General features: G+C 70.0%; 21 protein-coding genes. 13 read left to right on the forward strand and 8 right to left on the reverse strand.

The genetic code is table 11. The annotated features are described in order from the left end of the window. Positions 1 to 77: 77 nt before the first annotated feature. On the reverse strand, positions 78 to 263 hold the full coding sequence (locus tag ACIBVN_RS34385) for an acyl-CoA carboxylase subunit epsilon (RefSeq protein ID WP_397143617.1): 186 nt from the start codon (positions 261 to 263) through the stop codon (positions 78 to 80). A 318-nt stretch (positions 264 to 581) separates the two neighbouring features. Between ACIBVN_RS34385 and ACIBVN_RS34390 the strand changes: the two genes are divergently transcribed. Further along, positions 582 to 1,331, forward strand: a complete 750-nt coding sequence (locus tag ACIBVN_RS34390) for a 4'-phosphopantetheinyl transferase family protein (RefSeq protein ID WP_397143619.1) — start codon at positions 582 to 584, stop codon at positions 1,329 to 1,331. Positions 1,332 to 1,382: 51 nt separating this feature from the next. After that, positions 1,383 to 2,135 (forward strand): alpha/beta fold hydrolase, encoded by a 753-nt coding sequence (locus ACIBVN_RS34395; RefSeq protein ID WP_397143621.1) that lies wholly within the window; start codon positions 1,383 to 1,385, stop codon positions 2,133 to 2,135. 10 nt (positions 2,136 to 2,145) lie between these two features. On the opposite strand, the gene ACIBVN_RS34400 is transcribed toward ACIBVN_RS34395, so the two are convergent. From ACIBVN_RS34400 to ACIBVN_RS34410, 3 genes are all read right to left on the reverse strand, one after another. Further along, positions 2,146 to 3,132, reverse strand: a complete 987-nt coding sequence (locus ACIBVN_RS34400; RefSeq protein WP_397143623.1) for a LuxR C-terminal-related transcriptional regulator — start codon at positions 3,130 to 3,132, stop codon at positions 2,146 to 2,148. Positions 3,133 to 3,254: 122 nt separating this feature from the next. After that, positions 3,255 to 5,294: an ArnT family glycosyltransferase gene (locus ACIBVN_RS34405; RefSeq protein WP_397143625.1), complete on the reverse strand. Its 2,040-nt coding sequence runs from the start codon at positions 5,292 to 5,294 to the stop codon at positions 3,255 to 3,257. Positions 5,295 to 5,333: 39 nt separating this feature from the next. Next, entirely contained in the window at positions 5,334 to 6,641 is a 1,308-nt protein-coding gene (locus ACIBVN_RS34410; protein ID WP_397143627.1) for a cytochrome P450, read from the reverse strand. Between the two features lie 220 nt (positions 6,642 to 6,861). On the opposite strand from ACIBVN_RS34410, the gene ACIBVN_RS34415 reads away from it, so the two are divergent. The 3 genes from ACIBVN_RS34415 to ACIBVN_RS34425 all read left to right on the forward strand — a co-directional run bounded on the left by ACIBVN_RS34415 (position 6,862) and on the right by ACIBVN_RS34425 (position 10,024). Further along, a complete protein-coding gene (locus ACIBVN_RS34415; protein WP_397143629.1) occupies positions 6,862 to 7,230 on the forward strand; it encodes a YciI family protein in 369 nt (122 codons plus the stop codon). Positions 7,231 to 7,562: 332 nt separating this feature from the next. Next, a complete protein-coding gene (locus tag ACIBVN_RS34420) occupies positions 7,563 to 8,768 on the forward strand; it encodes a SagB/ThcOx family dehydrogenase (protein WP_397143631.1) in 1,206 nt (401 codons plus the stop codon). Beyond that, positions 8,756 to 10,024 carry an MFS transporter gene (locus ACIBVN_RS34425; RefSeq protein ID WP_397143633.1) on the forward strand — a complete coding sequence of 423 codons (1,269 nt, stop codon included), beginning with the start codon at positions 8,756 to 8,758 and terminating at the stop codon, positions 10,022 to 10,024. Before ACIBVN_RS34420 ends, ACIBVN_RS34425 begins: the two co-directional genes overlap by 13 nt. Positions 10,025 to 10,252: 228 nt before the next feature. Here the strand turns inward: ACIBVN_RS34425 and ACIBVN_RS34430 are convergent, their stop codons facing one another. Next, the gene (locus ACIBVN_RS34430) at positions 10,253 to 11,266 is read right to left on the reverse strand and encodes a methyltransferase (RefSeq protein ID WP_397143635.1); all 1,014 of its coding nucleotides are present in this window, start codon (positions 11,264 to 11,266) and stop codon (positions 10,253 to 10,255) included. Positions 11,267 to 11,280: 14 nt separating this feature from the next. Next, complete coding sequence (locus ACIBVN_RS34435) at positions 11,281 to 12,444, reverse strand: epoxide hydrolase family protein (RefSeq protein ID WP_397143637.1); 1,164 nt, start codon at positions 12,442 to 12,444, stop codon at positions 11,281 to 11,283. Positions 12,445 to 12,677: 233 nt separating this feature from the next. Between ACIBVN_RS34435 and ACIBVN_RS34440 the strand changes: the two genes are divergently transcribed. The 5 genes from ACIBVN_RS34440 (at position 12,678) to ACIBVN_RS34460 (ending at position 17,864) form a co-directional block, all read left to right on the forward strand. Next, entirely contained in the window at positions 12,678 to 14,057 is a 1,380-nt protein-coding gene (locus ACIBVN_RS34440) for an FAD-dependent oxidoreductase (protein ID WP_397143639.1), read from the forward strand. 65 nt (positions 14,058 to 14,122) lie between these two features. Then, complete coding sequence (locus ACIBVN_RS34445; RefSeq protein WP_397143641.1) at positions 14,123 to 15,397, forward strand: FAD-binding protein; 1,275 nt, start codon at positions 14,123 to 14,125, stop codon at positions 15,395 to 15,397. Positions 15,398 to 15,467: 70 nt separating this feature from the next. Beyond that, entirely contained in the window at positions 15,468 to 15,887 is a 420-nt protein-coding gene (locus ACIBVN_RS34450) for an SgcJ/EcaC family oxidoreductase (protein ID WP_397143643.1), read from the forward strand. Between the two features lie 174 nt (positions 15,888 to 16,061). Further along, complete coding sequence (locus ACIBVN_RS34455) at positions 16,062 to 17,552, forward strand: MFS transporter (RefSeq protein ID WP_397143645.1); 1,491 nt, start codon at positions 16,062 to 16,064, stop codon at positions 17,550 to 17,552. A gap of 48 nt (positions 17,553 to 17,600) precedes the next feature. After that, positions 17,601 to 17,864, forward strand: a complete 264-nt coding sequence (locus tag ACIBVN_RS34460) for a DUF1905 domain-containing protein (RefSeq protein ID WP_397143647.1) — start codon at positions 17,601 to 17,603, stop codon at positions 17,862 to 17,864. A gap of 72 nt (positions 17,865 to 17,936) precedes the next feature. Here ACIBVN_RS34460 and ACIBVN_RS34465 read toward each other — a convergent pair whose 3' ends face one another. Further along, positions 17,937 to 18,809 carry an alpha/beta fold hydrolase gene (locus ACIBVN_RS34465; RefSeq protein ID WP_397143649.1) on the reverse strand — a complete coding sequence of 291 codons (873 nt, stop codon included), beginning with the start codon at positions 18,807 to 18,809 and terminating at the stop codon, positions 17,937 to 17,939. Positions 18,810 to 19,053: 244 nt separating this feature from the next. Between ACIBVN_RS34465 and ACIBVN_RS34470 the strand changes: the two genes are divergently transcribed. From ACIBVN_RS34470 to ACIBVN_RS34480, 3 genes are all read left to right on the forward strand, one after another. Beyond that, positions 19,054 to 20,301, forward strand: a complete 1,248-nt coding sequence (locus tag ACIBVN_RS34470; protein ID WP_397143651.1) for a cytochrome P450 — start codon at positions 19,054 to 19,056, stop codon at positions 20,299 to 20,301. 18 nt (positions 20,302 to 20,319) lie between these two features. Next, positions 20,320 to 21,741 (forward strand): MFS transporter, encoded by a 1,422-nt coding sequence (locus ACIBVN_RS34475; RefSeq protein WP_397143653.1) that lies wholly within the window; start codon positions 20,320 to 20,322, stop codon positions 21,739 to 21,741. 127 nt (positions 21,742 to 21,868) lie between these two features. Beyond that, the gene (locus ACIBVN_RS34480) at positions 21,869 to 22,567 is read left to right on the forward strand and encodes a class I SAM-dependent methyltransferase (RefSeq protein ID WP_397143655.1); all 699 of its coding nucleotides are present in this window, start codon (positions 21,869 to 21,871) and stop codon (positions 22,565 to 22,567) included. A gap of 46 nt (positions 22,568 to 22,613) precedes the next feature. Here ACIBVN_RS34480 and ACIBVN_RS34485 read toward each other — a convergent pair whose 3' ends face one another. Continuing rightward, positions 22,614 to 23,327 carry a class I SAM-dependent methyltransferase gene (locus ACIBVN_RS34485; RefSeq protein WP_397143657.1) on the reverse strand — a complete coding sequence of 238 codons (714 nt, stop codon included), beginning with the start codon at positions 23,325 to 23,327 and terminating at the stop codon, positions 22,614 to 22,616. Positions 23,328 to 23,338 lie beyond the last annotated feature (11 nt).

Raw genomic sequence — 23,338 nt, forward strand, 5'->3', positions numbered from 1 at the left:
TGCGGCGAGACGGAGGCGGACACATCGCAAAATGCGCTATCCGCCGGGGAGCCGGAGGAAGAGCACGATCCGATAGGTCAGCCGGTCCAGCCGCTCAGCCGCCATTCGCCCCCGGCAGCCAGCGGCCCGCGCAGGGACCTGGCGGGATCGGCCCAGCGCGCGGCCTGCGCGCCCGCCTTCCTGGCCAGGCACCGGGCCACGGCCGTCTTGATCGCTTCCAGCTCTTCCGGGGTCGCCTGGCCCCGCACCACGGTCAGTTCCATGGCATAGACGCTCGCCGGGGCGCGGGCGCGTGCGCATCTCCGGCCGTGCCGCCGAATACCCGTCGAAAACCGATGGCAGCTTCATGCCACCCGTCGGCAACTAGGTGAACCCGACTTCTCTGGATACCGATGCCCGGCCCCGGCACCATGAAATTACGCAAGCAACCGAAAAAGCTTCGGAACAATCCAGAGGAGAAAACAATGGGCGCCAAATTCCTGCTCCGCCTCGTTTCGCTGGTGAAGTCCAACGGCACCACGTGGGACTGAACAAATAAATTTCCACTGCGCGCCGGCTCCAATAAATAACAGGGACTCACCATGCCCATGAAACTGCTCGACGACGACGAATGCCACATTTGGTGGGCCGATGCCCAGGAATTCCCCGCCGAGGCCCTCCGCGCCGACCTCAGCGCCACCGAGATCATCCGGGCGAGCAGGTATCGCAGCCCGGCGGCACGGCGGCAGTTCGTGACGGCCTGCTGGCTGCTCCGCACCATGGCGGCGCGGCAGCTGGGCCTGGCTCCGGCGGAGGTCCAGCTCGATCGCCGCTGCCCGGACTGTGGCAGGCCACATGGCAAACCACAGATTCTGGGCACGCGACGGCCGCTGCACGCGTCCGTCAGCCACTCCGGTGGCCGCGTGGCGGTGGCACTCTGCCCCGCCGTGCCGATCGGCGTCGACGTCGAAGCGGTGCGGGACGTGCCGGTCGCGGAGGCCGCGTTGGCCGCGGCGGAGCTCGCCGCGTTACGATCTTTACCGATGCGGGAGCACAGGGCCGGGTTCGCCAGGGCGTGGGTGCGCAAGGAGGCGGCGCTCAAGGCGACCGGCCACGGTCTGCGCATTCCACCGGACAAGGTGATCGTCTCGGTCGCCGAGGAGCCGGCCGAATTACTCGACTGGCCGCTCGATTTGCCGTCCCGTTCGGTGCGGCTGCACACGCTCGCCCCCGGGTACGGCTACATCGGGGCCATCGCGCTCCTCGACGAGAGCCGGTCGGTGCGCGTGTCCGAGTCGGATGCGACCCGTCTCTGCTCTTCGTACGCCGAAGAATTCACCGTTGCAGCATGATGCGAATGAGTGCCGGAAATACAACCACCGCGAGTTTCCAAGAGGCGCGCCATGAGGAGCTACGTACTTGTTCCCGGCCTGTGGGCCGGAGCGTGGATCTGGCACCGGATCGCGCGGCAGCTGAGGGCTGCGGGCCACCGGGCCCGCGCCCTCACGCTGTCCGGCCTGTCGGCGCCGGACACCGGCGCTAGGGACGTCACCCTTGCCGACCACGCCGATGACGTGCTGTCCGTCCTCATCGAGGAGGACCTGAACGACGTGATCCTGGTCGCCCACGACTACGGCGGCATCGTCGCCGGCAGCGTGGTCGATCGGGCGCCTGAACGGGTGGCCCACACCGTGTACGTGGAGGCGTTTCTCGCCCACGACGGCAGGTCGATGCTCGACGCGTTCCCCGCCGGCGTGCGCGCGGAGGAGCTGCGGCTCATCGCCGACAACGACGGTCTGCTGCCCCCGCCGCCCATCGCGGCCGTCGCCGACGGGCAGGATCTGTCCCCCGGGGACGCGCGGTGGCTGACCAAGCGCTTCGTCGGTCATCCTGGGCGTTCGCTCTCCGACCCGGCGACCCTCGGGCGGCCGTCGGCGCGTCACCCGGCGACGTACGTGATGTGCGAGATGGACCACTTCGCGGGAAGCGTCGGCGAGGACATCGACCGCCTGCGTGACGAGCCGGGATGGACGTTCCGCACACTGCGCACGGGCCGCTGGCCGATGCTCTCCGTTCCCGGCGAGCTCGCCGAGCTGCTCCTCGACGTGGACCGCACGGTGGGAGCCGTCAGCGCCGAGACGGCGGCGGGCGAGTGAGCGCCGGCCGCTAGATCCAGTTCTCCTCCTTGGCACGAAGGGCGGCCTGAAACCTGTTCACCGCCCCGAGGCGGGACATGAGGTCGGCGACGTACCGCCGGTAGGTCCGGACCGAGATGCCCAGGTCCCTGGCCGCTATCTCGTCCTTGTCCGCCGAAGCCAGGGCAGTGAGAACGCTCCGCTCCAGGTCAGACAGGCCGGGGCCGTCGTCGATCTCCCCGTGGCGTCCCCCGAACTCGTCCGCGGCCTCCCACAAGCCGTCGAAATAGATGACGAGCTGCGAGACCAGGCCGGGCTCGCGGACGAGCAGCGCCCCCCTGGAGCTCTCCTTGGGATCGACCGGCACGACCGCCACGCTCCGGTCGAAGACCACCATGCGGTCCATCCGCTCCTCCGTGATGCGGACCTGACCGCCGAGCTGGGTGAACTCCCCCAGGTAGGACACCAGGTGAGGCACGTCCAACGCCTGCGGGTGATAGATGCTCTTCACCGTCAGGCCACGCCGGAGCAGCCGCGTGTCCGCCAGCCTGGCCGTCTCGATGGCGGCCTTCGACAGGCCGCCCCCTGGGTGCAGGCACAGCACCTCGGTGTAGGAGAAGAACGCGAGATCGTCGATCTGCCGCCTGACCCTGTCGACTCCCTCGATGCGCTCGATCGCCAGGGTCGTGTCCCGCTCCGTGCCGCGCCGGCGGTCCTCGACGAGGGAGCTGATCGCGTCGCGGGCCGCCATGACCCGGCGGATCTCCTGGTTCAGCTCCTCGATCCGCTGCTCGACTAGCCGCTCGATCGCGATCCGCGGGTCCTCGGCCACCACGTGGTGGCGGTCCTTGAGGTCGAGCAGCCCGAGCTCGCCGAGGGACTCGACCGCGGCCTCGACCGAGTCGGGGTCCAGGTCCAGCGCCTGCCGGATCGATCCGACTTCATCGCCTTCCCGGCGGAGGAAGAACCGGTAGATCTCCTCTGCCTCCGGGGAGATGCCCACGGCCTCCAAACGCATCCTTCACCTCACACGCGCGGCCCCGCCGCGCAGTCGCGCTGGCGGCGGGCGGCCACGTTGCCGACCGAGCGGGCGCGGCACTGCGGCTCCACGCCCGCCCGGTCACGTTCGTGACGGCTGCATCAGCCGCACCGGTACAGCGCCGCGTCGCCGAAGCTGGGGAGCGGCAGGAGGCGCTCCTGCGGCGGGGTCCCGCCGTAGGCAGCCGGGTCGACGACGCTGCAGTTGCCCTCGACCCAGGCCACGCGCTCCTTCTGCCGCTCGCCGCCCATGCCCGCGATGCCGCCCATCCGGGGTCCGCCCGGCGCGGCCGAGAGCACGAACCTCAGCTTGCCCTGCGTGACCCACTGGCGGAGCTGTCCGACGGAGGGCGCGTTGTCGGCGCCCAGGTATCCGCCCATGCTGACGACCACCGCGTCGCTGTCGATGATGAACGACGACGCCGCGAGCCCGCCGCCCTCGATGGCGAGCGCGATCTCCGCGTTCCCGGAGTTCCGTACGGCGTAGTCCAGCAGCTTCCGGTTCTCGGCGGAGAGCGTGGTGCCGGCGAATCCGCCACCGCGTGGCGGCCGGGACTGGAGGTCCTCCAGGCCCGGAATCCGCACACTGGGTGGCAGCTCGCCCCTGGTCAGCGCGTTCAGGGCCTCGTTGGGCGGACCGGCTGAGGGGAACCCGCCGTTGGTCTTGTGCTCGATCGCGGTGCCCGCAGACCACACCGCCGGGGTGAGGAGCATCGACACCACGCCGGCGAGCAAGGCCCAGCGGCCCACCGTCGCGTGCCCGCCCGCCGCCTGCCTGCCGGCGACGAGGCCGAGCACGGCGAGCGCGGCGGTGACGAGCACGACCCAGCGCGTCCAGCCGTGCCACGAGGCGTCCCGTGAGATCAGCACGACCGCCCAGGCCGCGGTCACGGCGACCGCCGCCGGGAGCAGGACCCACACGCGACCGGCGCCGTCGCGGTACTCGCGCCACAGGCCCACAAGGCCGGCCGCCGAGATCGCGCCGATCGCGGGTGCCAGGCTGGTCGTGTAGTACGGGTGGAAGATGCCTTCGGTGAAGCTGAAGACGGCGATCGTCACCAGCAGCCAGGTCCCCCACAGGAGCCAGCCCGCACGCCGCAGCCGGTCCCCCGGGATCGCGTGCCAGAGCCTGCGGTATCCGGCCGCTCCCACGACAGCCAGGACGAGCAGGCTCAACGGGAGCAGCCACGAGATCTGGCCGCCTGCCTCGAGGGCGAACATCCGGGTGATGACCGGCTCGCCGCCGGACATCCCCACGGCCGCCAGCTGGACGTTGAGCCCGGATCCGCCGTACTGCTGGCCGAAGTTGAAGATCTTGCCGAAGCCGTTGTATCCGAAGATGTTCTCCAGCGCGCCGCCGTTCAGAGTGGCCCCCATGAACGGCTTGCGGCCGGACCACAGGTCGAACAGCACCGGCCACCAGAACGACGTGACGGCCAGCACGGCGCCCGCGCCCAGCAGATCCGCCACCCGGCGCCTGACCGTGGCGGTGCCGCACACGAGGTACACCACCGCGATGGCGGGGACGACCACCCACGCCGCCATCAGCTTCGTCATGAACCCGCAGCCGACGTAGAAGGCGCTGAGGTACAGCCATCGTCCGTTGCCGGTGTGGACGGCGCGGGTGCACGCGTACGCGGCCGCCACGAGCAGCAGCACCAGCAGCGTGTCGGTGTTGTTGCTGCGGTTGATGGCGACCGTCACCGGGGTGAGCGCCAGGATCAGCGACGCGAGCAGCGCGACGTTCTCCCCCGCCCAGAGACGTACCGTGCGGTGCAGCAGGAACACCGCGGCGACCCCTTCGATCACCTGGGGCAGCATGATCGACCAGCTGTGGAAGCCGAACAGCCACACCATGAGCACCTGCGGCCAGAACGCCAGTGGCGGCTTGGCCGCGGTGACCACGCCTGCCGGGTCGCCGGCGGCGAAGAGGAAGTTCGTGAAACTCCCGGTCATCGACTTGACAGCGGCCGAATAGTAGGCGTTCGCGTAGTTGCCCGAGTCGAGGGCCCATCCGTACAGCAGCGCCGCGAGCGCGCAGATGCCCAGAAGGGCCCACACGTGCTTCCTCGTGGCGCCCGGAGCCGAGGTCCTCGGCGTCGGCGGGGCGGTCAGCGGTGGGCTCTGCGTGGCAGAGGACATGCGAATTTCCTTCCCGTTAGGTCGGTGACCGGCGGCCCGTTAGTCCGTGACCGACGGCGACGCCGCCGCTGCCGCCGCTGCCGGAGTCCTTGGGGCGGCGGTCGAGACCCTTATCGGCAGTGACCGCATGCGCCGCAGCAAGAGGCTGCTGTCCCAGATCAGTTCCGACTCCGCGACGCCGAGCCGGGCCCGTGGGAAGCGCTCCACGAACGTGCGCACCGCGATCCGGGCCTCCGCCCTGGCCAGCTCGGCGCCGATGCAGTAGTGCGGGCCGAAGCTGAAGCTGAGGTGCTCCACGCGTTCCCGCCGCCCCCTGTCGTGGCCGGCGGCCGGGCAGTGGTTCACCGCCACGATGCTGACGAGCACCGCGGCTCCGGCGGGCACGTGGAAACCGCCGATGGTGAGTGGTTCGGCGGCGAAGCGCCACGTGGTGTTCGGCGAGGGCGGGTAGCTCCGCAGGGTCTGCTCGACGAGGGCGGCGGCGCCGGCGTCGGTCCTCGCCGCGTCCTTGGCGTCCGGGTCGACCAGCACCTTCAGCAACAGCGCGGCCAGCAGACCGGCCGTGGTCTCGTGCCCGGCGAAGATCAGACCAGTGATCGCGGCGGGCAGCTCCTCGGAGGTGAGCCGGGCGGAATCGTCATCGCGTACGGCGAGCAGAGCAGTGATCAGATCGTCGGCGGGATTGACGGCCTTGCTCGCCACCGCCTCCTCGACGCGCCGGTAGATGAGCCGGCGGCCGGCGCGCCGGACTGCGTGGTCGGCGCCGTAGGCCATGTCCTCGCTCGCCTGCGCGAGATCCGGGCGCAGCTCCTCGGGCACGCCCAGCACATCGCAGATCACCGACAGCGGAAAGGGGTAGCAGAACTCGGTGACGGCGTCGGCGATCGGCCGGTCGACGGCCGCGAGCCGGTCGAAGTGCTGGTCACACGTGGCTTGGATGGCCGGCTCCAGAGCCTGGATCCGCCGCCGCGTGAACGCGGGCGCGTGCACGCCGCGTAGCCTCCTGTGGCGTTCACCCTCGACGGCGATCAATCCGGGATGAGGGTTCGACCGGGTGCCGAGCACGCTGAAGACCTCGGTCCAGTGCGGCGGCGCGAGCGCCGCGTCCTTGGCCAGCCGCGGGTCGGCCAGAACCTCCCGCGCCAGCTGCGGGTCGGTGACGACCCAGATCTCACCGCCCGCGGGATAGGGCACCCGCACCACGGGTCCGGCGGCGTGCAGCCGGGCCGCCAGCGCTTCGAGGTCCGGGTGACGCAACGCCGCTGCGAGGTCGATGTCGAGAAACGCGGCAGTCCCTTCCGCCGGATGGTCGTCCCAGGCGTCCGGCGGCGTGGCGGTGCCCATCATGACGTGCTCCTTCAGTGCAGATCTCGCCACCGACGTCGTCGGCGGGGGTCCTAACAGCGTTCACCGCTCCCGCCCACGCGGCATCTCCGGAGTTGCCCGCCTCGGGGAAGCGGTGTGAGAACTTCACGCCCAGTCCGTGGCCGGCGCACTATTCCCCGAGGTCGGGAGTCACCCAGACTCGGATGACGAAAGGGTCCGGCTCGACGACCGAGGAGAGACGATGAAATACGCGATCTTCATCTACAGCAATCCCACGACCTGGGGGCACCCGACGTTCATGCACCAGGAGGGACTGACGCAGGATGAACGAGACGCGCGCATGAACGAGTTCGGGTTGCTCATGAAGGAGATCTCGGAGTCCGGCGAGCTCGTGATCGGACAGCCGCTCGACGACCCGGCACTCGCCAGGACGGTACGCCTGCAGGGCGATTCGCTGACCACCGTCGACGGTCCTTTCCACGATTCTCCGGAACGTCTCGCCGGCTACTTCGTCGTCGACTGCGAGAACATCGACCGGGCCGTCGAGATCGCCGCCAGGTTCCCGGACGCGCGCGACGGCGCCACGGAAGTCAGGGCCCTCGTGGAGTAGCAATTTAAAAGTAGTGCCGCCCCGCCGCGACTTGTCATTCTGGACACAGAACGGAGCGCACAAAGCGGAAACCGGAACTCCAAGAGTTTCGCCGCCCACGTGACAAACCGTTCTTGGCATCCGACAAGAAGGAGACAGAAATGAAGATCTCGGTGAAGGTTCGGCAGACCCCCCTCAAGGCCAAGAAGATGCTGGGCTGCAAGGCCAGCTGAACGGCCTGAATCCCGAGTTGCGCCGTACCCCGTTTTGCTGCGCAGCTGAATAAGTAGTTGACGGGGCGGGTCGTCTCGACCCGCCCCTTCAACATTTCCATCACATTGAGGAGTCGTTCAATGGAACTGCGCCGGGCACGCTCACTGGTCGGTTATTGGATCGACGGCGAACTGGTCCTGGACAACTATCTCGACGCCGCGTCCGAGACCGGCGAAAGGAACGGCGTCGCAGTAGACGGGCCCAGCATCGACATCCTCGAGCAGTTCGGCGACTGGACCGATCCGGAGACGGTGCCGGACCGCCTCGATCACTACGACGCCTCCTCGGTCAGGGACGCGATCAAGGCTCTGACCGAAGCCGGACTGCTCCGTACCAGGGACGAAGTCACCATCGAAGATCAGGTCATGGACGCCTGGCAGCCATGGGGCGAGCCGGCGACCTTCTTCCACTTCGGCACCAAGGACACGGCCTACGTCAGCGTCGACGGCGCCGTCGCCGACGCGGGCATGGCGGCGCGGCGCGAGGAGATCCGCGCCGAGATCGCCGCCGACGGACCGCCTCCGGCGATCTTCGCGCGTAATCCCGACGCGAAACGCATCCACCTGACCAGGGCGTTCCTTCCGCTGCGCCGTGACTTCGGCGAGGTCCTGGTGTCCCGCCGGACGCACCGTACCTACAAGGACGAACCGGTCCCGCTGCGGAGCCTGTCCACGGTCCTGCACTACACGTTCGCGCCGATGTATTTCTACGACGCCGGCATGCTCGGCAACCTCATGCTGCGCACCAGCCCGTGCGGCGGCGCCCGGCACGAGTCCGAGTGCTACGTGGTCGTGCGGAACGTGGAGCAGATCCCGCCGGGGGTCTACCACTATTCGCCCGAGGACCACAGCCTGGAGATCGTCTCCGCCGGAGTCGACGAGCAGCTGATGGACCGCGTGCTCTTCTCCCAGAAGATGATCACGACCGCCGGCTTCGTCTGCTTCCTGACCGTGAACCTGCCGCGCGCGATGTACAAGTACCGCAGCGCGCGGATGCTGCGCACCGTCCTGCTGAACACGGGCCATCTGGCGCAGACCTTCGCCCTGTGCTCGACCGCGGTCGGGCTCGGACCGGCGCAGAACGACGCGTTCTCCGACTCGGAAGTGGAGTCGATGCTCGGCATCGACGGCGTCTCCGAGACGGCCATGTACGTGCTCGCCGCCGGCGTGCCGGACCGGCGGACCGACGGTTTCCCCATCGAGGACGGGCACGATGACCTGGAACGGCGCGTCGGCGAATCGCTCGCGCGGGCGACCGAGCCGGGCGGTGACACATGGGGAGCGTGACAGCGGAGCACACCAGCGCCGACCTTCAGGTCCGGCGCATCCAACGCCGGATCATCGTGTCCCTGATCACCGTGCAGGCGGTGTTCTCACTCGCGTTCGCCATGACCGGTCCCCTGGTCTCGCTCATCGCCGACGAGGTGACCGGCTCTCCAGGTAAGGCCGGGCTGGCGCAGGCGATGATCTACTGCGGCGGCGTGGTCTTCAGCGTTCCGCTGGCCGTCCTCGCCGTCGCGCGTGGCAGGCGGATCGGGATCGCGACCGGTTATTTCACCGGCGCCGTCGGTGCCGTGCTCGTCGTGTTCGGCGCCGTGGTGTCGAGCTTCACGGCGATCCTCGCGGGCGCGGTCGCGATCGGGGCGTCCCTGGCGGGCGGCCTGCAGGTCAGGTTCGCGGCCACGGACCTGGCCTCAACCGACCGGGCGGGCCGGTCCATGGGCGCGTTGAGCTGGGGCTCGACCATCGCGGCTGTGCTCGGCCCGTCGCTGATGGGAGTGCTCGAGGGGATCGGCGGCAACTGGCTGCCCGGGCTCTCGGGACCCTATCTGGCGATCGCGGTCGTGCTCGCCATCAGCGCGTGCATGATCCTCTTCATGCTGCGGCCGGACCCGCTGGCTCTGGCCCGCGCGCTCGACAAGGAGCCGCCCGCGCCGCGGCAGCCGCTCCGCGTCATGCTCGCGACCGTGCTGCGCCACCCGAACGTCTTCCGCGCCATCCTGGTGCTGGCGCTCGTCCATGCCGCCATGATCTCCCTCATGAACATGGCGGCGATCCACATGCAGCACGGCGCCGCCTCGCTGGGCGTCATCGGCATCGCGATCAGCATCCACACCGCGGCGATGTACCTGCCGGGCCACCTGATCGGGTACCTCGCGGACAAGTTCGGGCCGCGGCCGATCCTGCTGATCGGCCTCGTCGTCCAGGTCCTGGCCGCCGCCACGCTGGCGCTCTCGCCCGCGCACAATGCTGTGGGCGTGGCCGCGGGGCTGCTCCTGCTCGGCCTGGGGTGGTCGTTCGGGTACCTCGGCGGTTCCGTGCTGCTGACGGTGTCCGTGACGGGCCCCCTGCGCACGATGGCGCAGGGCACGTCCGACTTCGCCATGCAGCTGGCCTCCGCGATCGGCGCCCTGCTGGCCGGCGTGGTCGTCACGGCGTTCGGCTACTCGGTCCTGTCGATCGCCTGGGGCATCGGCCTGTCGTTGCTGCTCGTCTCGCTGCTGGTGGCCTGGCGCTCCCGCGCCACGCCCGCCGCCGACTGAGACCGCCCGTTCCGTGACGCCGCCCGCCATCTGGTGGGCGGCGTCACGGCGTGCCGGCGGCCAGGTCCCTGTCGCTCGGAACGCCTGTCACTACGCCGGCCTTGCCTCCGGTGCATATCGCCGTGCCCGCGGCACCGGACCCCGCCGCCCACCCGCGGAAACACGAATCGCCGGGCGGAGCAGCACGTGCCCCGCCCGGCGACCCTTCGCGTCACCGCGATCAGGTGGTCATTCTCTGCCCAGCTCGACGATCGAGATGAACGAACGCGCACCCACCGGATGCGCGCCGCGCACCACGAGCCCCGCCTGCGCCGCCAGCGCGCCCAGCTCGGCGAGCCCGCGTTCCTTCCCGCCGGTGTAGACCAGCATGCGCAGGTCCATGGCGGTGTTCGGGGACGCGCCGTCCGCGCCGACGGCCTCGATGACGAGCACGACACCGCGCTCGCCCGCCGCGTCCGCGCACCGCCGCAGGATCTTGACGGCCGCGTCGTCGTCCCAGTCGTGGATGATCGCCGACAACACGTACCCCCCGGCTCCGGTGGGCAGCGGGTCGAAGAAGCTGCCCGTGACCACCTCCGCCCGGTGCGACAGCCCCTTGTCCCGCAGCGCCTGGCGGGCGCTCGCAGCCGGGCCGGGCAGGTCGACGATGGTCCCACGCAGCTCGGGGTAGGCCGCCAGCAGCACGGCGAGCAGCGCGCCGCTCCCGCCGCCCACGTCCACGACGTGCCCGAGGCCCGCCCAGTCGTAGGCGTCGGGGATCCCGGCGTTGTCCATTTCGATGTGATGGCTCATCAACGCGTCGAACGACGCGGACAGGGCGGGGTCCGCGCCCAGGTCCTCCCAGAAGGGGACGCCGTGGCGGACGGCATAGGCCGGCTGGCCGGTGCGGATGGAGTACGACAGGTCGACGAAGCTCAGGTCTCCCTTGCCGACGGCCCCGTCGGTGGTCAGCCACTTCCGCTTGCCCGCCGGGTGGTCGTCGCGCAGCTGCTCGCCGAAGCCGGTCAGCGTGTATGCGCCCGCGTCGTCCCTGTCGAGCAATCCGATGGCGACCAGGTGGCGGAGCAGGCGGTCGAGCGCCCCCGCGTGCACGCCGAGGGCGTCGGCGGCTTCGCGAGCCGTCCGGCGCCCGGACGCGATCTGGTCGGCGACTCCGAGTGTCGCCGCGACGCGGATCGCCATGGGCGTCGCGAGATCCGCCATCGCCCGCAGTCCTGGCGGCCTGTTCCCGGGCTCGGACATATGGTCTCCCCTTCCTATCCGGACGGCAGGGCGGATTTGAACGCCCGCAGGTCGCTCACGAAGAGGTCGGGCTCCTCCATGGCGGCGAAGTGCCCGCCCCGGTCGTACTCGGCCCAGTGGATGATGTCGGGGTAGAGCGGGTCGGCCAGCTTCCGCACCGGCAGGGCGGGGTCGCGCGGATACACGGCCACGCCGAGCGGCACGGGCAGGGGCGGCGGCGTCGGCGGGGGCGTCGGCGCGGTCGGCAGCAGGTCCGCGTTGTCGAAGTAGAAGTGCGCGGAGGAGGCGCCGCTGGACGTGAACCAGTAGATGGCCACGTTCGTCAGCAGCTGGTCGCGGTCGACGGCGTCCTCGGGGACCTTCTCCGAGTCGGTCCAGTCCTTGAACTTCTCGGCGATCCACGCGAGCTGGCCGACGGGCGAGTCGGTCAGGCTGTAGGCCAGGGTCTGCGGCCGGGTCGCCTGCAGCTTCATGTATCCGGACAGCTCGTTGGCGTAGCGGGTGAGCAGGCCCAGCCGCGCGAAGTCGGCCTCGGCGAGGCCGGCCAGCTCAGCCGGGTCGCCCGACGGCGGGGTGATGAGGAAGTTGACGTGCACCGCGATGACGTTCGCCGGCCGGATGTGGCCGAGCAGCAGCGAGATCCAGGCCCCGATGTCCTCGCCCTGGACGACGTAGCGCTGATAGCCCAGCCGGTCCATCAGCTCTCCCCACGCCTGGGCGACGCGCGGGAACGTCCAGCCGGGCTCGGACGGAGGCCCGGAGAACCCGAATCCGGGAAGTGCCGGGATGACGAGGTGGTAGGCGTCGCCGGGGTCGCCGCCATGGGCACGGGGGTCGGTAAGCGGGCCGATGACGTCGAGGAACTCGGCGGGCGACCCGGGCCAGCCGTGCGTCATGATCATCGGGGTCGCGTCCGCCTCCGGCGAGCGGATGTGCATGAAGTGGATGTTGGCGCCGTCGATCGTGGTGGTGAACTGGGGGAACGCGTTGAGCCTGGCTTCGGCGGCGCGCCAGTCGAAGGTCGTGCGCCAGTACTCGGCGAGCTCCTTCAGGTAGGCCGGCGGCACGCCTCGGGACCAGTCCGCGTCGAGCGGTTCGGCAGGCCAGCGCGTGTTGGCGAGCCTGTTTCGAAGGTCGTCCAGGTCCGCCTGTGGGATGTCGATACGGAAGGGTTCCATCCGTGGCTCCTACGAGGATTCAAATTGATTGGGCAGCGAAATTCCGCCGCGTGTCCCATCGTGGTCAGAATAGGCAGCGCGGTAAACCGGAACAAGGCTCCGGTCCGCGCCCCGAAATAATGCGCACCAGGGAAGAAGGAGCCGCGGACATCGCATTTCCGAAGTAGCCGCACGGCCCCGCGCGATCGTTACTGTCGGCAGCAGAGTCACCTGTCGACCGGAAGGACCCGGCCATGGACGGCAATGCCAGCAACCACGCGTTGGTCCTCGGCGGAAGCATCGCCGGTCTGCTTTCCGCGCGCATATTGTCCCGCTATTACGACACCGTGACGATAGTGGAGCGCGATTACGTCACCGGCGTCGCCGGACCGCGCCGGGCGATTCCGCAGGGCCACCATATTCATGCCCTCCTGGCGCGGGGGCAGCAGATACTCGACGAGCTGTTTCCGGGTTTCACGGAGGAGCTCGGCGCCATCGGCGTGCCGATCGGGGATTTCGGCACCAGCCTCAGCTGGTATTTCAACGGCGACATGATCAGCAAGGCGAGGACCGGGCTGGTCTGCGTGGCGGCCGGGCGGCCGCTGCTGGAGGACCGGATCCGCCGCCGGATCAACGCGATCGGCAACGTCGTCATCCGCGAGAACACCGACATCCTCGCTCTCGTCGCCGACCGGCGCGCCGGCCGCGTCACCGGAGCCCGGGTGCAGAGCCGGTCAGGGGACCCGGCGATCGAGACGCTCCACGCGGACCTGGTCGTCGACGCCACGGGGCGGGGCACGAGGACCCCGCGGTGGCTGGCCGAGCTCGGTTACCCGGAGGTCGAGGTGGAGCAGGTCCGGATGGACCTGACGTACACCACCTGCGATTTCCACGGGCCGCTCACCTTCGACCCGATCGGCGATGACATCGCCCTCCTCCCGGTCGCCACTCCCGCCATGCCCCGCGGCGCGATCTTCGCGCGCCTGCCCGACCGGTACGCGCTGTCGCTCACCGGCCTGCTTGGCGATCGCCCGCCGACCGACCACGAGGGGTTCCTCGCCTACGCCAGGTCCCTCCCCGTTCCCGAGATCTACGAGGCCCTCCGCGACGCGGCGCCGATGGGCAAGCCGATGATGTTCCGGTTCCCGGCGAGCATCCGGCGGCACTACGAGCGCATGGCGCGGTTCCCGCGCGGCCTCCTGGTCATCGGCGACGCCGCGTGCGTCTTCAACCCCGTGTACGGCCAGGGCATGACGGTGGCCGCGATCGAGTCGACCGTGCTGGACCGGCATCTCGCCGCCGGCCTGCCGCCGGATCCCCGCCGGTACTTCGCCGATCTCGCCGCTGTCATCGACGCGCCGTGGGAGATGGCCGCGAGCGCGGATCTGGGGTTCCCCGGGGTGGTGGGCCGCAGAACGCTCAAGGCCAGGCTCGGCAACGCCTACGTGCCCAGGCTCCAGGCCGCCGCGGTGCACGACGCCGAGTTGAGCGTCGCGTTCCTGCGGGCCGCCGGGCTCGTCGCCCCTCCCCAGAGCCTGATGCGCCCCGGTGTGGTGTCACGCGTGTTCAGGCGGAGGAAGCCGGCGTCCCCGGCCGAGCCGGAGCTGGCGCCCGCGTCCCACACCGGCGACTGACCATGGCGGAAGCACCCTTGGCCGGACTCCGCCCCGCAGCCGCCGCGGGGCGGAGTCCGGCCGTCATGCCCGCGTTCGACGGCGTCCTCAGCACCCGGGAACGTGATCTGACCGCGGCGTCCACGGACTTCGGGCGCCAGGTGCACCGGCGACCGGCCGCGGTGCTCTACCCGCGCGGCGCGCGGGATGTCGCGGCCATGGTGCGGTACTGCCGCGACCACGGCCTGGCCGTGGCGCCCCGGGGCACGGGGCACTCCGTCGACGGCCAGGCGCTCGCCCCGGGTGGGGTCGTGATCGACATGACCACGCTGGCCACGGTCGGAGCGCTGGAGCGAGACCGGGTCAGCGTCGAGGCCGGGGCACGCTGGAGCTCGGTCCTGGACGTGACCCTGCCGGCCGGCGCGGCGCCCCCCGTACTGCCCGACTACCTCGAGATGTCCGTCGGCGGCGTGCTGGCGGCCGGCGGGATCAGCGGCGCCAGCCACCGGCACGGCTGCGTGGCCGACAACGTGCACGACCTCGACGTCGTCACGCCGGCCGGCGCGCTGGTCACGTGCTCGCGGACGGAGCACCCCGAGCTCTTCGACGCCGTACGGGGAAGCCAGGGCCGGCACGGCATCATCGCGCGCGCCACGCTCGCGCTCGCCCCGGCGCCCACGACGGCACGTCGCCACCGGCTCCCCTACCGCGAACTCGGCGCCTTCCTCGCCGACCAGCGGCGGGTGGTCGGCGATCGCCGCTTCGACCACGTCGAAGGGCACGCGGCCCATGCGGGCGCGGCGGGATGGCGCTTCATGCTCAGCACGGTGACCTTCGGGCCTCCCGGCTCCGAGCACTGCGCGTCCGAGCCGTCCGCCTTCGAGCCTTTGGCGGTGCCCGGCGACCGGACCCTGATCGGCGACCTCGGCCATGACCGTGCCGGAGAGCAGATCGACACCTGCCCCTACCGGGACTTCCTGCACCGTGCCGCGCCGGTGGAAGCACGGCTGCGCGCCGACGGATCGTGGCACCATCCGCATCCGCGCTCCACGCTCCTCCTGCCCGGCAGTCACGCTGAAGCGCTGCTGTCCGGCGCGCTGCGCGATCTCGACCCCGCCGACCTCGGCGCCGGCGGGCAGCTGCTCATCTATCCGATCCCCACCGCGTCCATCGCCGCGCCGAACGTCCCGAGGCCGCGTGACCCGGTGACCGTGGTCCTCTCCATCCCCCGTACGGCCCCGCCGGACGACCCCGCCGCGCTCAGCCGGATGCGGCACGCCAATGACGTCCTGCGGGCAGCCGTCGAACGAGCGGGGGGCACCTGCTATCCGCACAATCCCGCGCATTCTCCGGCGGGTTAATCATATGACGCCTGATTCCGCACCAATCCCAGGCGAATTGCCCCGAAAACCAGCGAAAAGGACTGAATCAATGTCCATCATCGACCAGACAGCCCCGGCGATCACGGACGCGGACAAGGCGGCGGTCGCCGGGCTCACCGCACGCATCGTCGCGGCATGGGCGGAGCACGACGCGTCCGCTTTCGCCGGCGTCTTCACCGAGGACGGCACCATGATCCTGCCCGGCGTGTTCCGCAAGGGCAGGAATGAGATCCGCACATTCATGGCCGCGGCGTTCGAAACCGCCTACAAGGGCACAAGGGTCACCGGCACCCCGATCGACCTGCGGTTCCTGGGCGATCAGGTCGCCGTGCTGCTTACGCAGGGCGGCGTCCTGGGTCCGGGCGAAACGGACGTCCCGGAAGAGCGCGCCATCCGGGCCACGTGGCTGGCCGTCAAACAGGACGGCGAATGGCGCCTGGCCGCCTATCAGAACACGCCTCGTAACTGAGCCGCAGCCCGCCGGATTACTGAACGCGGAGAAACGTCTGACATGTCGTGTTAGTGAGAAATTCACACCGACATCGTGCGCGTATCACTTCATCAAGCGACGCCCCGATTTCGTACTGTGACAGCGTGCGGATGGAATCTCCAAAGCGACCATGAACACCGAAAGGAGATGATCATGGCCGATGTGCATACCAACAAGGCCCCAGAGAGCGAGGAGCCCCAGCAGCACGCCGATCCGCGGCGATGGCGGGCGCTCGTCCTGCTCTGCGGCTTACAGTTCATGATCTTGCTGGACATGACCGTCGTGAACGTGGCCCTGCCACACATCCAGGACTCGCTCGGCTTCTCGGAGTCCGGGCTGGCCTGGGTGGTCAACGGCTACGTGCTGATGTCCGGCGGGCTGTTGCTGTTCGGCGGCCGGTCCGCCGACATCTTCGGCCGCAGGCGGCTGCTGCTGATCGGCGTGGGACTGTTCGCGGTCTCGTCGGCCCTGTGCGGCGCGGCGGTGAACCAGCCCATGATGATCGTGGGCAGGATCGGGCAGGGCATCGCCGAGTCGATCGCCGCCCCGGCCTCGCTCGGCATGATCGCCCTGCTGTTCACCGACCCCAAGGAGCGCACGAAGGCGCTGGGAGCGTGGGGCGGCATCATCGCCTTCGCGGGGACCTCGGGTTACGTGATCTCCGGCGTTCTCACCGACGTGGTGACCTGGCGCTGGATCTTCTTCATCAACCTCCCGATCGCCCTCGTCGTCCTCCTGGTTCTCCCCCGCATGGTCTCCGAGAGCCGGATGGTGCGCGGCAAGAACGCCAAGCTCGATCTGGCGGGCGCGCTCACGTCCACCGCGGGCCTGTTCGCCATCGTGTACGGCCTGCTGAAAGCGGCCGAGAGCCCCTGGGGATCCGCGCCGGTCGTGCTCCCGCTGGTCGCCGGAGCCGGGCTGATCCTCACGATGCTCATCATCGAACGGCGCGCGAAGGACCCGCTCATCCCGCTGAGCTTCTTCGCCAACCGGACGAGGACCGTGATCAACGGCGTGGCGTTGCTCTTCATGGCGGCGTTCATCTCCTACACCTTCATGATGACCCTGTTCGAGCAGCACATCCTGGACTACTCGCCGCTGCAGACCGGCTTCGCCTGGCTCCCTCTCGGCATCGGGATCGGGGTCGGCATCGGTCTGGGCACCGCGTTCGTGCCGCGCGCCGGCGTCAAGGCCGTGGCCGGGATCGGCTACATCGGAGCAGGCGTGGGGCTCGCCCTGACGAGTATGATCACCGTCGAGAGCACGTACTTCGGCGGGATCCTGCCGGGCATGGTGGTCTTCGGCGTGTTCGCGGGCGCCGCGATGCCGGCCGCGACGAACGCGGCGCTGCACGGGGTGACCGTCCAGGACTCCGGTCTGGCCTCCGGCGTGCAGAACACCTCGCTCCAGGTCGGCAGCGCGCTCGGCCTGTCCGCCCTGGTGACGCTCGCGCTGCGCAGCGCCGGCGACCAGATCCAGCACGGTGTCGCCGCTGACGTCGCGACCACCGCGGGCTACAGCACCGCGCTGCGCGTCGGAGCCGTGCTCATGGTCCTCGGCGGGGTGCTCATCTTCGTGCTCCTGGAGCGCGTGGCCACCAAGCTGCGGGACCCGGTGGCGGAGACGGTCGAGCAGGTCGGCTGAACGGCCCCCGCGAGGGGCAGGTGACAAGCAGAAGGTAAGGAGTGAGACATGGCCAGCGTCGACTTGACGTTCACGGTGCCGATCCAGCAGTCGGACGGATGGACCTTCATCACATGGCCCGAGTCCGTCGAGGTGTTCGGCACCCGCCGTTCGGTCAAGGTGGCCGGCACCATGGACGGGCACGAATTCCAGACGGCGTTCATGCCGTGGGGTGACGGCACGCACCGGCTGCCCATCAACAAGCGCCTCTTCACCAAGCTGAAGAAGCAGGCGGGCGACAACGTCGAAGTGCATTTGAAGGAACGCCTCTGACAAAGGCGCGGTTCACGCCGAGAGGCCCGTCACGGTAAACCGGTGACGGGCCTCTCGGTTGTCGCCTCGCGTTTAGGAGCCGAAGAACTCCACCATGAGGGGAGCCACCTTTTTCTGGTCGTAGAGGTGCCCCTCGTCCGGCAGGCGGATGAGGCGGGCGTCGGGAAGCCGCTCGGAGAGCGTCACGCACGCCTCCTGGATCGCCACCGAGCTCTTGCGCCCGCTCACGAGCAGCGTGGGCGTCGTGACCTGCGGCAGCAGGGCGAAGGGGATCGCGTTGTGCTGCTGGCTGATGATCGTGTCATAGACCGCCGACGGGGCCATGGACAGGAACGCCTGCCAGGCCGGGTGCCCCTTGACCTTCTCCAAGGTCTCCTCGGTGATGAACCCGACGATGCTCATCCCGAAGTGGGTGACCGCCTCCTCCCTGCGGCCCTCGGCGACGAGCCGCTTCAGCGTGGCCAGCTGCTCGTCGGTGGCCTTGGGCGAGTCGTAGGGCGGCTCGTACAGCCCCAGCTTCGCCAGCGGCAGCCCCATGGCGGCGGCGTGGATGGCGACCATTCCCCCGGTGCAGTTGGCGAAGAGCGCCGGCGGCTCGCCGATGTGATCGACCAGGGCGGCGAGGTCCTCGACCTCCCGCTCGATCGTGTACGTCTCCGGGTCCCCGTAGTCGCTGTCGCCGTGACCGCGGCGGTCGGTGTTGTACACGGTGAAGTGCCCGGACAGGATGTGCGCGAAGGGAGCGAACATCGCCTTGTCGTTCAGCCCGCCGCCGATGACCACGACGGGCGGCCCGCTCCCCGACTTCTCGAACGCGATGCGGGTGCCGTCGGCGGAGACCACGGTCTCGACCGCCAGGTCGCGCGGCCCGGCGTAGTCGTTCTCCAGCCGGAGATCCTCTGGCGCCATTCCGTGGTCGACGGCCGCCTGTGCCGCTTCTACCATCAGCACGCTCCTTTGCCTAAGCGCGATTGGGGATTCTCCTACGCTACCGGCCGGGCGGCCAGGTCTTTCTTCTGAATTGCCGTGGCCGCCGGATCCGGCGTTCTTGGAGAGGCCGGCGCACCCTCTTTTGCCGCGCCCTGGCGAGCGCAATTTAGAAGGTTGCCGGAAAAGCGCCGCGCAATACCATGCGAGATAACCGCCTGAATGACATCTTCCGGCGATTCTCGTCTTTTGGAGGCACCCGATGGAAGCTCGCTGCCCGGTGGTCCTGGACACCGCCGGCCTGGACGTTCATGCCGAGGCGGCCCGCGTCCGCGCGAACGGCCCGATCTCTCAAGTGGAACTCCCCGGCGGCATCGTGGCCTGGGCGGTGACCGGCCACGACGTGGCCAGGCAGGTGCTGTCCGACAGCCGCTTCACCAAGGACCCGAGGAGCTGGCCCAAGGCGGCGAACGGAGAAATCCCCCCGGACTGGCCGATGATCACGTGGGTGGTCATGGACAACATGACCACCAGGGACGGCGACGACCACAAGCGGCTGCGCAAGGTGATCGCCAGGGGGTTCACCGCCCACCGCGTCAAGGAGACCCGGCCGCTCATCGAGAAGATCACCCAGGAGCTCCTCGACGACCTGGCGCAAGTCCCGCCGGGCGAGGTCGTGGACCTGAAGGCGAGGTTCGCCTACCCGCTGCCCGCACGGGTGGTCTGTGACCTGTTCGGCGTTCCGGAGGAGGCCCGGGCCGACGCGTTGCGCGGCGGCGAGGTCAACGTCAGCACCTCCATCACCCCCGAAGAGGCCGAGGCGAACGTCGAGCAGTGGCACCGGGCGATGCTCGAGCTCGCCGAGCACAAACGACGCGAGCCCGGCGACGACCTGACCAGCCTGCTGGTCAAGCCCGACGGTGACGACCGTTCGCAGCTGTCCGACGAGGAGATGGCCGGCACGCTCCACCTCATGCTCGGCGCGGGCTCGGAGACGTTGATGAACGTCCTCAGCCACGCCGTACGCCACCTCCTCACCCACCCCGAGCAGCGTGCCCTCGTCGAGTCCGGCGAGGCGAGCTGGGACGACGTCTTCGAGGAGACGATCCGGGTGGACTCCCCCGCCGCGATGCTCCCGTTCCGCTTCGCCACGGAGGACGTCGAGATCGGCGGCGTCGTCGTCAGGAAGGGCGACCCGGTCCTCATGGGCTTCGCCGGCATCGGGCGGGATCCGGAGGTCCACGGCGACACCGCCGGCGAGTTCGACGTCACCCGCGCGGACAAGACGCACCTGTCGTTCGGCCACGGCCTCCACTACTGCCTGGGCGCGCCGCTGGCCCGGCTGGAGGCGATGATCGCGCTGCCCGCGCTGTTCGAGCGGTTCCCCCGGATCGAGCTCGCCGTCGCCCCCGAGGACCTGGAGCCGCAGGGCACGTTCATCATGAACGGCCACCGCGCGCTGCCCGTCCGGCTGACCCCTCCGGCGGACCTGGACCGCCTCGCCTCGTGAGCCCGTTGGAGAGAGCAGATGGTTCTGACTGACACCGTCGACCGCAAGGTCGGCGCACCCAGGTGGACGGCGCTCGTGCTGCTGTGCACGGCCAACTTCATGGTGATCCTCGACTCCCAGATCGTCATATTGGCGCTGCCGTCGATAGCGGCAGACCTCGGGATGACGACCGCCCAGGCACAGTGGGTGCTGAGCGCGAACCTGCTGACCTTCGGCGGGCTCCTGCTTCTCGGCGGCCGCGCCGCCGACCTGCTGGGACGCCGGCGGATGTTCATGTGGGGCACGGCGTTGTTCCTGGGCGTCTCGCTGCTGTCCGGCCTCGCGTGGAGCACGGAGGTCATGCTGGCCGCCCGGGCCTTGCACGGCGTGTCCGCCGCGCTGATGGCGCCCGCGGCGCTGTCCATCCTGACGACCACGTTCCCCGAGGGCGCGCAGCGCAACAAGGCGCTCGCCGGCTGGTCCGGCATCGCCGGGATCGGCGCCACGGCCGGCCTGGTCATCGGGGGCACTCTCACCGCCGGCCTGGGCTGGCAGTGGGTCTTCTTCGTCAACGCCCCCGTGGCGCTCGTGATGCTGCTGCTGAGCCCGCTGCTCCTGCCCGAGAGCCGCGAGCGGCGCGCACGGCACACGTATGACGTGGCCGGCGCCGTGGCCAGCACCGCGGCGCTGGCCCTGGTCGTCTACGCCGTCGTGGAGGCGCCGGCCGCCGGCTGGGCAAGCGGGAAGACGGTGGGGCTGTTCGCGCTGGCCGCGGCACTGGCCGGCCTCTTCGTGCTCCTCGAGAGGCGATCCCCGGCGCCGCTGGTGCCCCTGCGCATCTTCCGGAGCCGTACGCTGACCGGCGGCAACCTGGTGACGGCGCTCATGGGCATGGCCGCCTTCGGCATGTCGGTCACCATCTCCCAGTACGCGCAGCAGGCGCTGGGTTACTCGCCGCTGGAGTTCGGCCTCAAGCAGGCCGTCATGCCCGGCATGGCGTTCGTCGGCGCCTACGCCGGACAGGCCTTCGTCACCCGGGTGGGCTACCGGCCGGTCGCCGCGATCTGCGCGGTGCTGATGGGCGCGGGCACGTTCCTGCTGACCCAGGCGCCGGCGGACGGCCAGTACTTCAGGGACCTCTTCGTCGCTCTGCTGATCTTCGGTACGGGCCTCGGCGCGGGCACCGTCGCCTCCGCGGCTGCGGCGCTGTCCCGGGTCGACGAGCGGGACGCGGGGCTCGCCTCCGGGATCAACACGGCGGCCCTCCAGATCGGCGGAGCGATCGGTGTCGCGATCGTCTCGACGGTGATCGCCGTCAACGCGACCGGAACCGACCCCGCCGGGATGACGGCGGGCTACCAGGCGGCGTTCGGCGCCTGTGTGATCTTCGCGGCCACCGGTCTCGTCCTGACGCTGGCCGTGCTCTCGCGCTCGCGGCAGCAGGACACGGTGTCACATTGACTTCCACAGGCAGACACCGCTCGACCAGCAGCCGGAATGTTCTTCGCCGCGTTGAGGCCCAGGTCATGCCGCGACGAGCACGTTTTCGAGCCGGGTCAAAAGGACCCGGCTTCCTCCGGAGGTGCCTGTGAGATCGGCCGAGATCCACCGCATGGCGGACATCGAGGAACGTCACTGGTGGTTCAGGGAGAAGCGCAACATTCTCGCTCGCGAGCTCCGCCGCCTGGGCCCGCCGGGACGAGCCCTGGACATCGGGGCCGCCGGCGGCGGGAACTCCCAGGTCCTGGTCGAGCAGGGCTGGGACACCGTGGTGGGCGACGTCTCGGAGACCGCCGTGGACATCGCGCGCGCCCGCGGGCTCAACGCCGTGCACGCCGACGCGCGCGACCTCCCCTGGCCGGAGGGCACGTTCGATCTGGTCACCGCGTTCGAGATCCTCGAGCACATCGAGGAGGATCACCTCGCGGCGGCGGAGATCTTCCGTGTCCTCCGCCCGGGGGGCACGGCCCTGATCACCGTCCCCGCCGACATGCGCCTGTGGTCGGCGCACGACGAGGTCGCGCAGCACTTCCGCAGGTACAGCCGCGAAGGGCTGGCCCGGTGCGTCCAGGACGCCGGTCTCGTCATCGACGAGATGTGGAGCTGGAACGTGCTGCTGCGGCCCGTCGCCGCATGGCACCGGCGGCGGGCGACCGGCAGTGACGTCGTCGCGCCGCCCGCCTGGATCAACGCCTGCCTCACCGCGATCGTGGCCGCCGAGCGCTACCTCCCGGTGAGGTCGCTCAACGGGGTCTCACTGATCCTGCGGGCGCATCGAGGCGCATGACAGCCGGCGGCTACTTGCCGCCGGCGACGCACATGACAGCCGGCGGCTACTCGCCGGCGGCGGCGACATCGGCCCGGTGGGCGAGGAAAGCCCACCGGGCCCGGTTGTTGCCGAGGTTGGCCGGCAGGCGTCTGCCCGTGAGGCGCGCCTGGCCCGCCAGGATCGTCAGCCGGCGTTCGTCGAGCCGGGTGAGGCCACGCCGGCGGCGGGCCCGCGAGTACGGTGAGAACGCCGTGCGCGCCAGGGAGGCCACCGCGGCCACCAGAAAGCCCGCCCTGAAGGCGAACCGGAGCAGCTCCACGGCGTCCGACAGCAGGCCCGCCCCCGGAGGCACCAGGTCGCTGAGCACCAACCGGCCGCCGGGCGCCAGCAGGCGGTGCGCCGCGCGCAGCAGGGCGTTCAGCTCGTCCGCGGTGAGGTACTGCACCACCGAGTGCACCACGATGAGGTCGACGGACCGGTCGGCGAGCCGGGCCAGCCCGTCCTGGCCGATCACCGTCACACCCGGGTGGCGGGCGAACCGGGCGGCCAGAGCGGCCCGCATGGTGTCCGCCGCCTCGCAGAGGATCACTTCCCGGCAGACCTCGGCGACGCGGCCGGCGGACAGCGCCTCACCGGGGCCGTAGTCGAGGACGCGTCCGGCGCCGGGCGGCAGCAAGGCGACGATCTCCTCCGCCATCGCGCTGTAGTGGCATCGCCTGTGGCGGTCGTTGACGTACAGGCTCTGGTCGCCGTTCCACGCGTCGAGCCAGGCAGACATGTGACTCCTCC

The sequence above is a fragment of the Nonomuraea sp. NPDC049400 genome, assembly GCF_044466425.1.
Lineage (GTDB): Bacteria > Actinomycetota > Actinomycetes > Streptosporangiales > Streptosporangiaceae > Nonomuraea.

Excerpts from the sequence above, each read along its gene's own strand:
- ACIBVN_RS34390 (WP_397143619.1), top strand. The coding sequence starts at position 582 with ATGCCCATGAAACTGCTCGACGACGACGAATGCCACATTTGGTGGGCC.
- ACIBVN_RS34450 (WP_397143643.1), top strand. The coding sequence starts at position 15,468 with ATGTCCATCATCGACCAGACAGCCCCGGCGATCACGGACGCGGACAAG.
- ACIBVN_RS34485 (WP_397143657.1), bottom strand. The coding sequence starts at position 23,327 with ATGTCTGCCTGGCTCGACGCGTGGAACGGCGACCAGAGCCTGTACGTC.
- ACIBVN_RS34425 (WP_397143633.1), top strand. The coding sequence starts at position 8,756 with ATGGGGAGCGTGACAGCGGAGCACACCAGCGCCGACCTTCAGGTCCGG.
- ACIBVN_RS34470 (WP_397143651.1), top strand. The coding sequence starts at position 19,054 with ATGGAAGCTCGCTGCCCGGTGGTCCTGGACACCGCCGGCCTGGACGTT.
- ACIBVN_RS34405 (WP_397143625.1), bottom strand. The coding sequence starts at position 5,294 with ATGTCCTCTGCCACGCAGAGCCCACCGCTGACCGCCCCGCCGACGCCG.
- ACIBVN_RS34415 (WP_397143629.1), top strand. The coding sequence starts at position 6,862 with ATGAAATACGCGATCTTCATCTACAGCAATCCCACGACCTGGGGGCAC.
- ACIBVN_RS34400 (WP_397143623.1), bottom strand. The coding sequence starts at position 3,132 with ATGCGTTTGGAGGCCGTGGGCATCTCCCCGGAGGCAGAGGAGATCTAC.
- ACIBVN_RS34465 (WP_397143649.1), bottom strand. The coding sequence starts at position 18,809 with ATGGTAGAAGCGGCACAGGCGGCCGTCGACCACGGAATGGCGCCAGAG.
- ACIBVN_RS34475 (WP_397143653.1), top strand. The coding sequence starts at position 20,320 with ATGGTTCTGACTGACACCGTCGACCGCAAGGTCGGCGCACCCAGGTGG.
- ACIBVN_RS34455 (WP_397143645.1), top strand. The coding sequence starts at position 16,062 with ATGGCCGATGTGCATACCAACAAGGCCCCAGAGAGCGAGGAGCCCCAG.
- ACIBVN_RS34445 (WP_397143641.1), top strand. The coding sequence starts at position 14,123 with ATGCCCGCGTTCGACGGCGTCCTCAGCACCCGGGAACGTGATCTGACC.
- ACIBVN_RS34430 (WP_397143635.1), bottom strand. The coding sequence starts at position 11,266 with ATGTCCGAGCCCGGGAACAGGCCGCCAGGACTGCGGGCGATGGCGGAT.
- ACIBVN_RS34385 (WP_397143617.1), bottom strand. The coding sequence starts at position 263 with ATGGAACTGACCGTGGTGCGGGGCCAGGCGACCCCGGAAGAGCTGGAA.
- ACIBVN_RS34440 (WP_397143639.1), top strand. The coding sequence starts at position 12,678 with ATGGACGGCAATGCCAGCAACCACGCGTTGGTCCTCGGCGGAAGCATC.
- ACIBVN_RS34460 (WP_397143647.1), top strand. The coding sequence starts at position 17,601 with ATGGCCAGCGTCGACTTGACGTTCACGGTGCCGATCCAGCAGTCGGAC.
- ACIBVN_RS34420 (WP_397143631.1), top strand. The coding sequence starts at position 7,563 with ATGGAACTGCGCCGGGCACGCTCACTGGTCGGTTATTGGATCGACGGC.
- ACIBVN_RS34410 (WP_397143627.1), bottom strand. The coding sequence starts at position 6,641 with ATGATGGGCACCGCCACGCCGCCGGACGCCTGGGACGACCATCCGGCG.
- ACIBVN_RS34435 (WP_397143637.1), bottom strand. The coding sequence starts at position 12,444 with ATGGAACCCTTCCGTATCGACATCCCACAGGCGGACCTGGACGACCTT.
- ACIBVN_RS34395 (WP_397143621.1), top strand. The coding sequence starts at position 1,383 with ATGAGGAGCTACGTACTTGTTCCCGGCCTGTGGGCCGGAGCGTGGATC.